This is a genomic window from Lonsdalea britannica, from assembly GCF_003515985.1.
GTDB classification, from domain to species: domain Bacteria; phylum Pseudomonadota; class Gammaproteobacteria; order Enterobacterales; family Enterobacteriaceae; genus Lonsdalea; species Lonsdalea britannica.
In genome coordinates this window covers 3,060,638-3,075,471 of record NZ_CP023009.1, presented here as the reverse complement: position 1 = coordinate 3,075,471, position 14,834 = coordinate 3,060,638, and the positions used below count along the sequence as shown (strand labels likewise).

At 54.4% G+C, this 14,834-nt stretch carries 10 protein-coding genes; 7 read left to right on the top strand and 3 right to left on the bottom strand.

Annotation, left to right across the window (positions count from 1 at the left end):
- Positions 1 to 7 precede the first annotated feature (7 nt).
- The 6 genes from CKQ53_RS14140 (at position 8) to CKQ53_RS14115 (ending at position 6,448) form a co-directional block, all read left to right on the top strand.
- Positions 8 to 1,069 carry an extracellular solute-binding protein gene (locus tag CKQ53_RS14140; RefSeq protein WP_094117603.1) on the top strand — a complete coding sequence of 354 codons (1,062 nt, stop codon included), beginning with the start codon at positions 8 to 10 and terminating at the stop codon, positions 1,067 to 1,069.
- Between the two features lie 22 nt (positions 1,070 to 1,091).
- Positions 1,092 to 1,910, top strand: a complete 819-nt coding sequence (locus CKQ53_RS14135; protein WP_094117604.1) for an alkaline phosphatase family protein — start codon at positions 1,092 to 1,094, stop codon at positions 1,908 to 1,910.
- A complete protein-coding gene (locus tag CKQ53_RS14130; protein WP_094117605.1) occupies positions 1,907 to 2,749 on the top strand; it encodes an ABC transporter permease in 843 nt (280 codons plus the stop codon). Before CKQ53_RS14135 ends, CKQ53_RS14130 begins: the two co-directional genes overlap by 4 nt.
- 19 nt (positions 2,750 to 2,768) lie before the next feature.
- A complete protein-coding gene (locus tag CKQ53_RS14125) occupies positions 2,769 to 3,554 on the top strand; it encodes an ABC transporter permease (protein WP_094117606.1) in 786 nt (261 codons plus the stop codon).
- A 2-nt stretch (positions 3,555 to 3,556) separates the two neighbouring features.
- Positions 3,557 to 4,549: an ABC transporter ATP-binding protein gene (locus tag CKQ53_RS14120; RefSeq protein ID WP_085652047.1), complete on the top strand. Its 993-nt coding sequence runs from the start codon at positions 3,557 to 3,559 to the stop codon at positions 4,547 to 4,549.
- Between the two features lie 255 nt (positions 4,550 to 4,804).
- The gene (locus CKQ53_RS14115) at positions 4,805 to 6,448 is read left to right on the top strand and encodes a Na/Pi cotransporter family protein (protein ID WP_085652046.1); all 1,644 of its coding nucleotides are present in this window, start codon (positions 4,805 to 4,807) and stop codon (positions 6,446 to 6,448) included.
- 93 nt (positions 6,449 to 6,541) lie between these two features.
- On the opposite strand, the gene dld is transcribed toward CKQ53_RS14115, so the two are convergent.
- Complete coding sequence (gene dld, locus CKQ53_RS14110; RefSeq protein ID WP_409359741.1) at positions 6,542 to 8,296, bottom strand: D-lactate dehydrogenase; 1,755 nt, start codon at positions 8,294 to 8,296, stop codon at positions 6,542 to 6,544.
- Between the two features lie 576 nt (positions 8,297 to 8,872).
- Between dld and dosP the strand changes: the two genes are divergently transcribed.
- Positions 8,873 to 11,431, top strand: coding sequence for an oxygen-sensing cyclic-di-GMP phosphodiesterase DosP (gene dosP, locus CKQ53_RS14105; protein ID WP_085652044.1), 2,559 nt, complete (start codon positions 8,873 to 8,875; stop codon positions 11,429 to 11,431).
- 653 nt (positions 11,432 to 12,084) lie between these two features.
- Here the strand turns inward: dosP and CKQ53_RS14095 are convergent.
- A protein-coding gene (locus tag CKQ53_RS14095; protein WP_100053542.1) for an IS3 family transposase occupies positions 12,085 to 13,289 on the bottom strand; the annotation gives its coding sequence in 2 pieces (ribosomal slippage) (positions 12,085 to 12,971 and positions 12,971 to 13,289; 1,206 coding nt in all).
- 568 nt (positions 13,290 to 13,857) lie between these two features.
- Complete coding sequence (locus tag CKQ53_RS14090) at positions 13,858 to 14,742, bottom strand: LysR family transcriptional regulator (RefSeq protein WP_118895117.1); 885 nt, start codon at positions 14,740 to 14,742, stop codon at positions 13,858 to 13,860.
- Between the last annotated feature and the right edge of the window lie 92 nt (positions 14,743 to 14,834).

Sequence of the window (14,834 nt, the reverse complement as noted above, 5' to 3'; positions counted from 1 at the left end):
ATTCAAGATGAAAAACAGGGTTGCATCCGTATTAACGACAGCCGTCGTGCTGTCGCTTTCATCCGCTCACGCGGCCGAAGGTTCCGTCGCCGAGCTGGAGCAGGCGGCGCGAGCGGAAGGGCAGGTGAACAGCGTGGGGATGCCGGATAGCTGGGCGAACTGGAAAGACACCTGGAAAGACCTCAACTCACGCTATGGCTTACGCCACACGGACACCGATATGAGCTCCGCGCAGGAGATCGCCAAGTTCGCCGCAGAAAAACAGAATGCCAGCGCAGATATCGGCGATGTCGGCGCTTCGTTTGGCCCCATCGCGATGCAAAAGGGCGTCACTCAGCCTTACAAACCCACCACCTGGTCGCAAATTCCTGACTGGGCCAAAGATAAAGACGGTCACTGGGCGCTGGCGTATACCGGCACCATCGCGTTCATCGTCAACAAGCAGTTGGTGAAAGACGTGCCTCATAGCTGGGCCGATCTGAAAAAAGGAAGTTACACCGTCACTATTGGCGATGTCAGTTCGGCGGCTCAGGCGACCAACGGCATACTGGCGGCGGCCTATGCGATGGGCGGCGATGAGCACAACCTTAAACCGGGACTGGATCTGTTCGCCGACCTGGCCAAGGCGGGGCGGCTTGGTCTGACCAACCCGGTGATTGCCAATATCGAGAAAGGGGAAGTTCAGGTTGGAGTGGTGTGGGACTTCAACGGCCTTAACTACCGCGATCAAATTGATAAAAATCGCTTTGTCGTGCTGATCCCGTCAGACGGCTCGGTGACGTCCGGCTATACCACGATCATCAACAAGTATGCCCAGCATCCCAACGCGGCCAAGCTGGCGCGCGAATACATCTTCTCGGATGCTGGTCAGATCAATCTGGCGCGCGGCTATGCCCGTCCGATTCGCGCAGAGCATCTGTCACTGCCGGATGATGTGAAAGATAAGCTGTTGCCGGCGGAACAGTACAAGTCAGCCCGTCCTATTGCCGACCCGGCTGCCTGGGAGAAAAGCGCGCGTCTGCTGCCGCGTCAGTGGCAGGAGTCGGTCATGATCAACATGCAGCAGTAACCTGCCAGGGAGGGAGCAAGGCATGAAATGTATTCTGGTCGTGCTGGACGGACTGAATTATCAGGTGGCACGCGATGCTATGGGATATCTGCAAGCGCAGTGCGAGGCGGGACGGGGGCGACTCTATCCGCTGACCTGCGAACTGCCTTCTCTCTCCCGGCCGCTGTATGAGTGCATACTGACTGGCGTTACGCCAGTGGAAAGCGGCATTGTGCACAACGACATACGACGATTATCGAATGAGAAGAGCATTTTCCATTATGCCCGTGACGCCGGGCTGACGACCGCGGCGGCGGCTTATCACTGGGTGAGCGAGCTGTATAACCGGACGCCGTTTGACCCGCCGCGGGATCGTCATACGGCGGATAAACATCTGCCTATCCAGTACGGTCATTTCTATTACGAGGACGACTACCCAGACTCACACCTGTTGATTGACGCCGAGAGCTTGCGGCGGACATATCGTCCTGATTTTCTCTTGGCGCATTCGATGAACATTGATGATGCGGGCCATCGGTACGGCCTGTCGTCGCCGCAGTATCGCAATCAAGCCCGAAGGGTCGATGGTTATCTCTCGCTGCGGTTAGCGGACTGGCTGTCGGCAGGCTATCAGGTGGTGGTGACCGCAGATCACGGTATGAACGACGACCGCAGCCACGGCGGCGTGTTGCCCGAGGAAAGGGCGGTTCCGCTGTATGTGTTCGGCGATGCATTTTCTCTGGATGAGGCGTCGCTGCGTCAGACGGATCTGTGCGGGACGATCTGCGAGGTTCTGGGGATTCCACACGATAAATCGTGCTGTTCGGCGCTGCTTGCTGACGTGGAGGGCGCGAGCCGATGAAGAAAAAAGGGTTGGCAATTATCTGTTTAATACCGTTTGCCGTGTTTTTTATCGCCTTTCAACTGGTGCCGCTCGGGTGGATCGCCGTCAACAGCTTCTATAGTGACATCAACGCCAGTTGGGGCTGGGATAACTACCGGGACATCTTGACGTCGCCGTTTTATCTCCAGGCGATGCGGTTTTCTCTGGATATCTCGCTTTACTCCAGTCTCTACGGTTTATTGATCGCGCTTATCGGGAGCTACTCTCTGAGTCAGCTCCGAGACGGTCGACTGCATCGCTGCGTGATGGCCTTTACCAACATGACCAGCAATTTCGCCGGCGTACCGCTGGCGTTCGCGTTCGTGATTCTGCTCGGGCTGAACGGTTGTCTGACGCTGTTGCTCAAACAGCTGGGTTTTATGGAGACGTTCAATCTCTATTCCCGCTCCGGGCTGATTATCCTCTACACCTATTTTCAGATCCCGCTTGGCGTTCTCCTGCTGTATCCCGCGTTCGACGGTCTGAAAGCGGAATGGCGGGAGTCTGCGGCGCTGCTCGGTGCCGGGCGTTATCGTTACTGGCGCTATATCGGACTGCCCATTTTGATGCCGGCGCTGGTCGGCACTTTCGTGATCCTGCTTGCGAATGCGCTGGGCGCGTATGCCACCGTATATGCGCTGACCAACGGGAACTTCAATATCGTGCCCGTCCGGATCGCGGCGCTGGTCGCAGGGGACATTTCGCTGGACCCCAACCTCGGGAGTGCGCTGGCCATGCTGCTGGTGATGTTGATGACGCTGATTACGGCGCTTCATCAATGGTTAGTTCGTCATAGCTACCTGAACGTAAAACGTTAACGCATCGTGGAGGACGGTTATGTCTCGCTCTGAACGCGTCTACCACCGGTACGTGGTGGGAACGCTGCTGTTTGTTCTGGTGCTGCCGCTGGCGGCAACGCTGGTTTATGCCTTCGCCACCCAGTGGGGCGCCACCCTCTTGCCAGAGGGTTTTACGCTGAAGTGGATGGAAAGTTTATGGATGGACCCGCGTTTTCTGACGGCGCTGTGGCACTCCTTGTTGATCTGCGGCGCTTCGCTGCTGCTGTCGCTGGCGTTGATTCTGCCGGCGATGTTCGTCATCGCTTATCAGTTCCCTCGACTGGATGCGGTGATGAACGTCCTGATTTTGCTGCCCTTTGCCGTACCGCCCATCGTCTCTTCCGTGGGGCTGCTCCAGCTGTACTCTTCGGATCCGCTGATGCTGACCGGCACGCCGTGGATCCTCGTCGGCTGCTATTTCACCATCGCGCTGCCGTTTATCTATCGCGCGATCACGAACAACCTACAGGCAATTAACCTGCGCGAGCTGATGGATGCCGCTCACCTGTTGGGGGCGAGTACCTGGCAGGCGGCATGGTGGGTGGTGTTGCCCAATTTGCGCAAAGGCGCGTTTATTGCCGTCCTGTTGTCTTTCTCCTTCCTGATCGGCGAGTTCGTCTTCGCCAATCTTCTGGTGGGAAGCCGTTACGAAACCCTACAGGTCTACCTGTTCAACATGCGTAACGGCAGCGGACACTTCACCAGCGCACTGGTGATCTCTTATTTCTTCGTCGTGCTGGTGGTGACGTGGCTGGCGAATTTGCTGAATAAAGACAAGGGATAAATATGGCCTATCTGCAAGTGTCGCAACTCAATAAAAGTTTCGGGTCGACCTCCGTTTTCAACCAGATCGACTTCATGGCGGAAGAGGGTGAATTCGTAACGCTGCTAGGCCCGAGTGGCTGCGGCAAATCCACGTTATTGCGCTGTATTGCCGGTCTGACGCCGGTCGACAGCGGGCAGATCTTGCTTCAGGGGCAGAATATCGTGCCGCTCTCGCCTCAGAAGCGGGGAATCGGCATGGTCTTCCAGAGTTACGCGCTGTTCCCCAATATGACGGTGGAGGGCAACGTCGCGTTCGGGTTGAAGATGCAAAAGTTGTCGAGTGCCGAGGTGCATCGCCGGGTGGCGGATGTTCTGGCGCTGGTGGAACTTGAGACCTTCGCCCGGCGCTATCCGCATCAACTGTCAGGTGGTCAGTGTCAGCGAGTGGCGCTGGCGCGATCGCTGGTGACGCGCCCGCGGCTGCTGCTGCTGGATGAACCGCTTTCCGCGCTGGATGCGCGTATTCGCCGCCATTTGCGAGAGCAGATCCGCACTATCCAGCGTGAGCTGAAGCTCACTGCGCTGTTTGTGACGCACGATCAGGAAGAGGCCTTGACGTTGTCCGATCGCATCGTCCTGATGAATAAAGGCGAAATCGTGCAAAATGGTCACGCGGCGCAATTGTATACTCAGCCGGTTAATGCATTCGCCGCCGGCTTCATTGGCAACTACAATCTGTTAAGCGCGGATCAGGCTTCACAACTCACAGGGCAGACGTTTACGCAGCAGGTGGCGATTCGCCCTGAGTCGATTGCCCTGGTCAATCCGCCGCAGGGGGTGCCCGCGACTATCGTCGGTCACAGCTTACTCGGTAATGTGATCCGCTATCAGGTGAGGGTTCAGGGAGTCGAACTGCAGGTTGATGCACTCAACCGCTCGATGGAACAGGCTTACGGTGAGGGCGACCAGGTGGGGTTACTTCTCGATCTGGCGACGGTTCAGGAGGTGGCCTGACGTTAGCTTGCGCGGACAGAGAGTTTCACAAAGCCTAAATACAATCCTATACCCCATCAGAGGGACGTTTTAAGGTTGATAACCTGACCGGATTCGAAACGATTGAAAGCCCGTTGCAGCCGTTATTTTTACCGGCGAGAGGACGGCGACAAAATTCGGAAGCCGCTTGATCGCTTTTCTGGCATATGACCTATTTTGGCTACATCACTGGCGATAGGGAACGGTTGATCGCTGAATATTAAGGAGCTCTCTGTTTTGTTGATATTGCTGCATTTGTTGTCCGCCGTGTCGCTGCTGGTGTGGGGGACGCACATTGTCCGCACCGGGATCATGCGAGTGTATGGCGCAGGACTGCGTCGTATGCTCAGCAAGAACGTCAGCCATAAACCGCTGGCTTTTATGGCGGGAATTGTGGTCACGGCATTGGTGCAGAGCAGCAACGCCACCATGTTGCTCGTCACATCATTTGTTTCGCAGGGCTTGATTGCCTTGGCCCCTGGTCTGGTGATTATGCTGGGCGCGGACGTCGGGACTGCGCTGATGGTGCGAATTCTGACCTTCGATCTCTCCTGGCTTTCTCCGCTGCTGATATTCAGCGGCGTTTCGCTGTTTCTCAGTCGTAAACAGGCCCGCATCGGACAGATGGGGCGCGTATTGATCGGTCTCGGACTGATCCTGCTGGCGCTGGAGCTGATTGTGAATGCCGCAACGCCGATTACGCAGGCGGCCGGGGTCAAAGTGCTCTTTTCCTCACTGACGGGCGACATCTTGCTGGATGCCCTGATTGGCGCGTTGTTCGCCATTGTCAGTTATTCCAGCCTGGCGGCCGTCTTGCTGACCGCGACGCTGACGGCAACCAGCGTGATATCGCTGAAAGTCGCACTGTGTCTGGTGGTCGGGGCCAACTTGGGTAGCGGAATGCTGGCGATGATCAATGCCAGTAAACAAAGCGTTGATGGTCGCCGGGTCGCTCTGGGGAGCCTGTTGTTCAAACTGGCGGGCTGCGTGGTGGTGCTGCCTTTTGTCGAGATGCTGGCGGCGGAGATGGAAAAACTGCCCATCAGCACAGAGAATCTGGTCATTTACTTCCACGTGGTTTACAACCTGCTGCGTTGTTTGCTGATGCTGCCGGTGACAGGACGAATGGCGGAGTGGTGTCAGGCGCTGTTGCGCGATAATCAGGAGGAAGATCCGCGGCTGCGTCCGCGACATCTGGATCTCAGCGTATTGGATACCCCGGCGCTGGCGTTGGCCAATGCCGCTCGGGAGACGCTGCGGATGGGGGACATTGTGGAAAATATGCTGATCCTTACCCACGAGATGATGCACGGCAACTACTTGCAGGAGAAAACCATTCGTCGTCTGGATGACGATGTGGACGTGCTCTATACCGGCATCAAGCTCTATCTGGCGCGGATGGCGAAGGACGATCTCGGTGAAAGCGACTCTCGCCGTTGGGCCGAGGTTATCGAGGTCACCATGAATCTGGAACAGGCGGGTGATATTCTGGAAAAAATGGCCGGGGATATTCGCGCCAAGGCGCAGGCATCGCGCCGCGCCTTTTCCGCAGAAGGGCAAGAGGAGCTGGACGCGCTCTATTCCCGACTACTCGATAATCTGCGACTAAGTCAGACCGTGTTTTTCAACAACGACGTTGCCAGCGCAAAACGTCTGCGTCGTTCCAAGCATCGCTTCCGCATTATGGATCGCCGTTTTGCCCATGCGCACGTCGAGCGTTTGCGGCAGAAGAATGTGCAGAGTCTGGAAACCAGCTCGCTGCATTTGGGGCTGTTAGGGGATATGAAGCGTCTGAACTCGCTGTTCTGTTCGGTCGCCTACAGCGTGCTGGAGCTGGACGACCAGGACGACGAAGAGCGCGATGTCGTCGAAGCCAACTAACGATAGAAGTCGCCACGCTACGGCGATTGACGTGATGGCAGGAGAACGGGGCTTCGCAGCGGTGTGGCGAAGCCCCAGAGTAAAGCGGCAGCGTTAGTGGTGTGAATGGTCGTTACAGCCACAGCCCCAGTTTTTCAGCTTACTGGTTTTCCCGATGCCGGGATTGAGCGTGTTGGTGGGGTCATTCTGCTGATAGAACGCCTTCAGCTGCGGTTTGGCCTGATAAAGATGGCCGACATTGTGCTCAGCAGGGTATTCGGCGCCACGTTTATCCAACAGTTCCAGCATTTTCTCCTTCAGCTTGTGGGTATCGACGCCTTTTTTCACGATGTAATCCTGATGGAATACGTGGCACATGAAGTGTCCGTAATAGAGGCGATGCACCAGCTGATCGCCGATTTCCGGCGGCAGATGCTCAAACCACTCCCGGTCGTTACGGCGCAGGGCGATATCCAGCGGCAGGATATTCTCCACCTCGCGGCTATGCACGGCGTGATAGCGAATAGCGGCTCCGGCCGCGGCGAACCGATGTAAGAACGCTTTGTTGCCTTCCTCCGGCGTACAGGCAAAAAACTCGCCGTCCGCCTCGCGGAAATAGCTTTCCAACCAGCGATGCGCCTCTTCAATGCCATCTCCCGCCATTTTTAACATCAGGTGATGCTCATAGCGGTCGCGATAGGCCCGCATCCGCTCTGGCAGCTGGGAAGGCAGCAAACGGCTCAGCAGCTGCATGGTGCGATCCACCAAATGCGATGGCAGGAACGGAATTTTATCAAAAATGGCGTCCATTCGGCCTTTGAGGTTGAAGAACAGGGGCATTTTGTCGGTGCCCAGCTTGTCGATCATCACGAAGGTGTCTTTGCCATAGACCTCAGCCATGTTGAACATATCCCGGTGCAGATACTCTCCGGCCACCGGCAGGTGAACAAAATTCGCCAGGATATGGCGACGCAGCTCGGTCAGCACCTCCGGCTGATTAGTTCCGATGTAGAACACCTGTTGAGATTGCTGCGCCGGGAATGTATCCAGTCGCACGGCAAAAACGGCCAGCTTACCGGCGCAGCCTGCGGCTTCGAACAGGCGGCGTTCATCGGCGTTGAAGCGGGAAGGGGTATCGGCATCCACGTCGCGGACGCGGTCGGCGTATTCGTGGTCGGATGCCTGGCGATCATCGTTGACCACATCCGCCTCGGTGTACTGACGTTGTTCCAGACGAACGAGAATTTGCTCCGGCGTCTCCCCCAGATTAATACCGAGATGATTGACCAGCTCTACCTTGCCTTGATCGTTTACGCGGCCATACAGCGCCATCTCTGTGTAAGCCGGACCGCGATGCACCAGCGAACCGCCGGAGTTATTGCAGATCCCCCCGATGACCGATGCGCCGATACATGACGAACCGATCACCGAGTGCGGCTCGCGCCCTAAAGGCTTCAATACGCGCTCCAGATGCCAAAGCGTACTGCCGGGCAGCGCGACAATTTGCCGCCCCTGATCCAACAGCTGCACCTTGTCGAGCCTCAGTGTGCTGATAATAACGATTTCACGGTCATAGCCATCGCCGCTGGGAGTCGAACCTTCGGTCAGACCAGTATTGGCCGCCTGCATGATGACGATACGATCGGCTTCTACGCTGGCTTTGAAGACTTTCCACTGTTCCAGCAATGAGCCGGGAAAGACGACTGCCAGCGCATCACCTTGGCCGGAACGGAATCCCTTTCGATAGCGTTCAGTTTGGCGTGCGTCGGTGAGGATATGAGATTTGCCGACGATGTGGGTGAGGGTGTCGATGAGGTCCTGGGCGTTTACGCTAAACGTAATTGAAGTTGCATGATCCTGCATGAGCATCTGTCCTGTTAATTAATCTTATGATTTCTTTAAAAAGGATAGTGCTTATTCAGAATTTTGCGCGTATCCCCGGTTCGCTCGGTGAGCTATTGTATTGGCCGTTCACACGGAGGGTTGGGGCCGGTTTTTAACCGCTGCCATACGTGAATAACATGTTAATGGATAAGTTAAATTCATCTAATTATCACCACAGAAAAGTCGTGCTTCGATGGCATACTGGACGACCAAAATAAAGCGTGTGGAGAGAGCGCGAAGGTGGTGAAACGGGCCGTCGTATTGTGTAAACGTTTGCTTATCTGTGCCTGTGATGAGTTGGAGCAAATGTTCAATGTTTGCTCCGTGGTGCCGATAAGACAAAAACCCAGGCCGGAGTTTATGTTTCCCGTCATTTCTGGTTTTCCTGATGAAGACCCCTGACATGAGCACTGTCGGTGACCGGCCATGACGGCGGCGCAAATATCCATTTGTGTACCCATGCAGTTTACCTGGTGCCTAGGGCTGCTTAAAAATTGAGATTGCTGCAGATGAACTTATCGCAAAAGGAACGGATAACCCATCTGCATGGAGGATATATCGATGAAGATGGAAGGTCCGGTCGCTGATTACTATCACATATTGCTACCAGCTTTGGAGCAGACGATGCTAGCCGTCGTCCTAATTGATGAGTGCGACCGCGTCCTGTTTTTTAATGCGGCCGCAGAAAGACTGTGGGGATACCCTCGCGAAGACGTGCTCGGCCAACATATGCGCCCGCTGTTGCCCAAGGCCATGCGGGAAGTGCATACCCGCTACATCCGCAGAAACCGCCAGGGAAACTCGCCTCGAGCGGAAGCGATGAGCCGTGAAATCCTCATGGAAAAACGGGATGGACAACAGCTATGGGCAAAGTTCTTCCTGTCTAAAGTCGATGTCGACGGACGCATCCATTTCATGGCAATCGCGCGTGATGTGACGGATGAGGTCGCCCGTCGGGAAGAAACGCGATTACTGTTGCTGGCGATCAACAACACTGACCGTGTCGTCTGCGTGTTGGATGCGTCTCGACGAATTGTTCAGATCAACCGGGCATTTACCTCCCTGTTTGGCTATACGGTCGAAGAGTCCATCGGCAAAGGGCCGAGCGAACTGCTGGCCAGTCCACGCACAGATAAATCGTTAGTGGATAAACTGCGAAAGAAAACTCAGGACTGGCTGGGCGTACATGGCGACATCCTGACGCTGACCAAAGACGGTCGAGATGTCTGGGTACGTTTTTCCGTCAATCCTATTGTTGACGAGCGAAACCACGAGCTTATTAAAAACTATGTCGTCGTGTTGTCGGATGTCACTGAGGAGCGCTTGATTCAGGATTTAGAGCGCGATGCGCTGGAAGCGTTGACCAGCAGTCTGTCGTTCAATGAACTCGGTAATTTTTTATGTCGCCGTATCGAATCGATTGTGCCGGGGGTTCTTGTTTCTGTCTGTCGGGTGGAAGACAACAAGCTGCGCCCCTGGGCCGCGCCCAGTTTTCATGATTCTTACGGCCCTGACTGGGAAGGCGTAGAAATAGGCGAGGGCGTCGCGGGCTGTGGTACGGCCGCGTTCAGAGGTGAACAGGTGATGGTGGATGACATTGAAACCGACCCTCTGTGGGCGCCTTATAAACATCAAATGTTGCCGCATGGCCTGCGCGCCTGCTGGACCTATCCTATTAAACAGCGCGACGGCCGGGTGCTGGGAACTTTCGCCTTCTATTTTCGGCAAGGGTTAAAACCCAACACCTTTCTTGAACATATCGCCGACGCAAGTATCCACTTATGCACTTTGGCGATTGAACGGGAAGAGAACCGGCAGCAGATGGCTCGCGTCGTCAGATTTGATGCGCTCACTGGCTTACCGAATCGCAGCTACATGCATTGCCATGTGGATGATTTGCTCACCTCATCCAGCCAGAAGATCGGCTTTTTTAATCTGGATCTGGACCATTTCAAAGACATTAACGACATGTTTGGGCACGCAGCGGGCGATCAGGTGCTGGTGGCGATGGCGAACCGCTTGCAGTCGTGGATACGTTCGGACGAGTTTATCAGCCGTACCGAAACCGACCAGTTTGTCATCATCATGCCGAATTTTGACGTCACAAGGGCATCAGCGTTGGCGAGCCAGGTCCTCAGCATTGTACGAGAGCCGATAAAAATCAGCGGTCACCGGTTGAGTTTATCGGCCAGCCTCGGTATCAGCCAGTATCCCGAAGGTGGCACCACGCGAGAAGTGCTGCTGACGAATGCCATGAACGCCATGTACAAGGCCAAAAAGTCTGGCGGTAACGTATTCCGCTTTTTCAGCGCCGAAATGAACGTGCTGGCGCGTGAGAGACTATTGCTTGGAGCTGCGCTCAAGACGGCTTTGGCGCATCGTCAGTTACACCTGCATTACCAGCCTCAGGTGTGCACGCGTAGTGGAAAATTGTTTGGCGTCGAGGCGTTGGCTCGCTGGCATCACCCTGAGTTCGGCGATGTGCCGCCCGACCGGTTTATTCGTCTGGCGGAAGATATCGGCGAAATTGATCACATCGGGCGTTGGGCGTTGGAAGAAGCCTGCCGGCAAATGGCCGCGTGGCGGGCGGAAGGCATTCGTGTGCCGGTGGTGTCGGTGAACCTCTCCTCATACAACTTTAATCATCCGGATCTTCCTGAATATGTGGCTCGTCAGCTACAGACCTACGGGCTTGCGGGGTCGAACCTGACCATCGAGATCACTGAAAGCCTGATGATGGCGCTGACGGATGAAACGCTGGATATCCTAAACCGCATACGCGCGTTGGGCGTCGGACTGTCGGTGGATGACTTCGGCACCGGTTTCTCCAGCCTGTCCAGCCTCGCCAACCTTCCTGTCACGGAAGTTAAAATCGATCGCAGTTTCATCGACCAGTGCGGAAAGCAAAACCGGCTGCGTTCGGTGGTGCATGCCGTCATTGGTATTGGGCGTAGTCTGGATTTGATGGTGGTGGCTGAAGGGGTGGAAACGGATGAACAGCGCCGATTGCTGATTGCGTTGGATTGCCCGGTAGTGCAGGGCTATTTGTTCTCAAAACCGCTGCCGCCGAATGCCTTGAACCAATGGATGGCCTCTTCGAGCCCGAGTAAGCAGCATTGATTCATGTAATTAGGAGGGCTGCTAAGCGTTCTGCCTGGCGAAGGTTCTGTTTAAGACCGGAGCACAGCTCTAGGTAACTGCATCAGTGTTTGAACAGTTGCGTGCAGATAGCCATTCAGCTTGTAAAACAATTTGCCGGGGATGAAGCAAGTAGATGGGGAGTTTGTTGGGGGAACTGGATAATACGGGCCTTAGCGCTCAGTGGGAGAACCTACACTTCCGGATGTGCCCTCAAAGCATTACTAAACGTTAAGCTATATGCGTGTGAGAAATGTGGTTCCGCATCGTCGTCAGATGATGAACTTTAGCTTGTCTAGAGGCTTAAAGATAAAAACTGGCTAGCACAAAGCTGCGCTGGTATTCAATTTAGTCCGGAATAGCTGCCTTTCACTGGGATTGAAGTAATATTTCGGATAATGAAGTTATTGATGATCAATGAATACTTTTCAAGAGATGTAATTGTGTTTAAGAAACTTGTAACTGGGCAGTTGAGCTTGCCAATGACGTTTTGGGGATGGGGTTTCTGCGGAGGTTTTTTTATTGGCCTCATCGGGATGGCAGGGGTGCACACAGGTCACGTCTTTCTGATACCACTGTGCTATATACTTAAAGCCACTGGATTTGACCCTATATATCCAGACGTTTTTGCTCTCTTACGGTTGCGATAACTTCCTGCGTATATATTCCCGTGGTGAGCGATATCCCAGTGCACTATGCGGATGATGTTCGTTGTAATGACTGAACGCCACCGCCAGATTCATCACCGCTGCCTGGCTGTCCGGTTTCGGCATGATGCTGATGTAGTCCCGTTTTATCGTCTTCACGAAGCTTTCTGCCATGCCGTTGCTTTCCGGGCTTCGCACTGCTGTCGTGCAAGGCTCCAGTCCCAGCAACCGGGCGAACGCCCACGTTTCATGAGCCCTGTAGGCTGAACCGTTATCCGTCAGCCACTCCAGCGACTCTGTTGGCAACTGCCTTCCGAAGCGTTTTTCCACCGCACCCAGCATGACATCCTGCACCGTTTCTTTGTCATAGCCTCCGGTGCTCGCTGCCCAGTCAATGATCTCCCTGTCGCAGCAGTCCTGCGCGAAGGTCACCCGCAGCTTTTCGCCATTATCACAGCGGAACTCAAAGCCATCTGAGCACCAGCGCCGGTTACTTTCCGCTACTGCTACGCGCCCCTTATGGGCCCGCTTACGGCAAGGAGCAGCGGGTTTACGTTCAAGAAGCAGATTATGCGTTCTCATAATGCGATACACCCGCTTCGCATTAACCACAGGCAGGCCGTCCCGCTCCGACTCCCGTCGCAGCAGCGCCCATACACGGCGATAACCATACGTCGGCAGGTCAGCCACCGCCATGTTTATCCGGGACAATACGGTGGTATCGTCAGAACGGGGCTGCCGTCTGCGATCCTGCCAGTCAGAAGGCCGGTGAACCCTGATGCTCAGTTGCGCACGCGACACACCAATACTCCGGCAGACGTCGGTTAGTCGTCGTCCCCGGGCAACAAGGGCGCATGCGCAATCCATTTTTTTGCCCGACCGAACTCCACGGCCTCTTTAAGGATCTCGGCTTCCATCGTCTTTTTGCCCAGAAGGCGCTGGAGCTCGCGGATTTGCTTATTGGCGGCAGCGAGCTCGGAGGCCGGCACTACTTCCTCGCCCGATGCAACAGCCGTCAGCGAGCCGTCTTCATATTGCTTGCGCCATTTGAATATCTGGTTTGCATTGATGCCATGCAGGCGCGCGACATGAGACACGGTCATACCGGGTTCCATAGTCTGCTGAATAATGGCAATTTTTTCCTGCGGAGTACGGCGGCGACGCCGTTCAGGCCCTGATAACACGTCAACCATCTTATCGTTCTGACTGGTATTAAACATAGTTCCAAGACTACCTCTTATTTTAAGAGAGTCGAAGTGTCTGGTGATCTATGGGGCCAGTCTAGCCACCCTGTCATGTGCCGTTTTGTCCGGTCTGACATTCATTCTTCGCAGAAAAATCACAGCGTTGGGCGCTATTGCATTTTTAGTTGCACTAATTCAAGTCATTATGTGTATTGTTATGGTTATAGGGCTTTCTTCTCTTCTGTTCAGGTAAACGGGGTGGGAAAGACCCATGTCTGCCCATCACATTTCTCGGAGCGAAAATGTGATGGGCGGGGCAGTCGTTATTAATATGCACTGCGGCTCTGCCAAGAGCGGTGAAGAAGCTCGTATTCTCGATGGAAATATTATCTCAAGACATGCTTGCACCAGCACCAGCAGAGAGGCCTCGACGTTAGGTCAGAATATGTCAAGGCAGTTCTGGTATCACCGGTTTGCTATGAGAGAGGAGAGGAGGTAAGATCCTCTTGTTAAGCTTGGTGGTAATAATGGCTTTCGGGATATTTATCGAAGCATGCCAATTTAGATATTAGAATTCTTATATCCTCACGTGATCGATAAAGGCTCTGAGTTTTGGGGCCAGATTTTTCCTGTTGGAAAAATAAAGATAAAAACCAGGGAAAGTCGGTAGCCACGCGTCCAGTACTGTCACCAGTTCGCCACGCGTAATATAGGGTTCAAAAGTCTCCTCCATACCAAAGCTAATCCCACCGCCGGCGCATACAGTACGGATCATCACCCCCATATCGTTAGTGGTAAGCTGAGGTTTGACGTTTAAGTCAAAGTCGCGCCCCTGCTCGGCAAACTCCCAGCGATAAGGCGAAATATCAGGGCCTTTTCGCCAGCCGATACAACGGTGATGGACCAGTTCATTTGGGTGTTGTGGGACGCCATGTTGCGCAATATAGGTAGGAGATGCTACGGCGACCTGCCGCTGCATGGTTGAAACTGGTACTGCAATCATGTCCTGTGCAATGATCTCCCCAAGCCGTACGCCGGCATCATAACCTTGCTCCACGATGTCGAACTCTTCATCGGTGATGGTAATGTCTAATTCGACATCCGGGTAAGCGGAAATAAAATCTGCCAGTAATTTCCCACGAATAATCCTTTCGGCAATCGAGGAAATAGCCAGCCGTAACTGACCACACGGCTCTGCTGCTTGATCAGTGATATCTATTGCTGCCGTATTTAATTTTTCTATCGCAGGAGCGACATCCGCATAAAGGCGTTTTCCTGCTTCTGTCAGATTAATACTGCGTGTTGTTCGTTGCATCAGGGAAATATTCAGTCGATCTTCAAGCCGTCTTAACGTTTGGCTGATTGCCGAACGCGTTACCCCCAACTGCTCCGCCGCTATACGGAAATTACGCGTTTGCGCCACAAGAACAAACACCTCAAGAGCATTTTTATCAACCGTCATTGTTTAGTCACCGTTACCAGCCCGTTAAGTGATAGGCGGATTATCTTTATAGACTCGCCGGGATAATATCTCCAGCACTACGAGAACAGGAG

Bases quoted from the DNA above. Each gene is read 5' to 3' on its own strand.
- CKQ53_RS14090 (WP_118895117.1), bottom strand. From the start codon at position 14,742: ATGACGGTTGATAAAAATGCTCTTGAGGTGTTTGTTCTTGTGGCGCAA.
- CKQ53_RS14135 (WP_094117604.1), top strand. From the start codon at position 1,092: ATGAAATGTATTCTGGTCGTGCTGGACGGACTGAATTATCAGGTGGCA.
- CKQ53_RS14140 (WP_094117603.1), top strand. From the start codon at position 8: ATGAAAAACAGGGTTGCATCCGTATTAACGACAGCCGTCGTGCTGTCG.
- dld (WP_409359741.1), bottom strand. From the start codon at position 8,296: ATGCTCATGCAGGATCATGCAACTTCAATTACGTTTAGCGTAAACGCC.
- CKQ53_RS14130 (WP_094117605.1), top strand. From the start codon at position 1,907: ATGAAGAAAAAAGGGTTGGCAATTATCTGTTTAATACCGTTTGCCGTG.
- dosP (WP_085652044.1), top strand. From the start codon at position 8,873: ATGAAGATGGAAGGTCCGGTCGCTGATTACTATCACATATTGCTACCA.
- CKQ53_RS14120 (WP_085652047.1), top strand. From the start codon at position 3,557: ATGGCCTATCTGCAAGTGTCGCAACTCAATAAAAGTTTCGGGTCGACC.
- CKQ53_RS14125 (WP_094117606.1), top strand. From the start codon at position 2,769: ATGTCTCGCTCTGAACGCGTCTACCACCGGTACGTGGTGGGAACGCTG.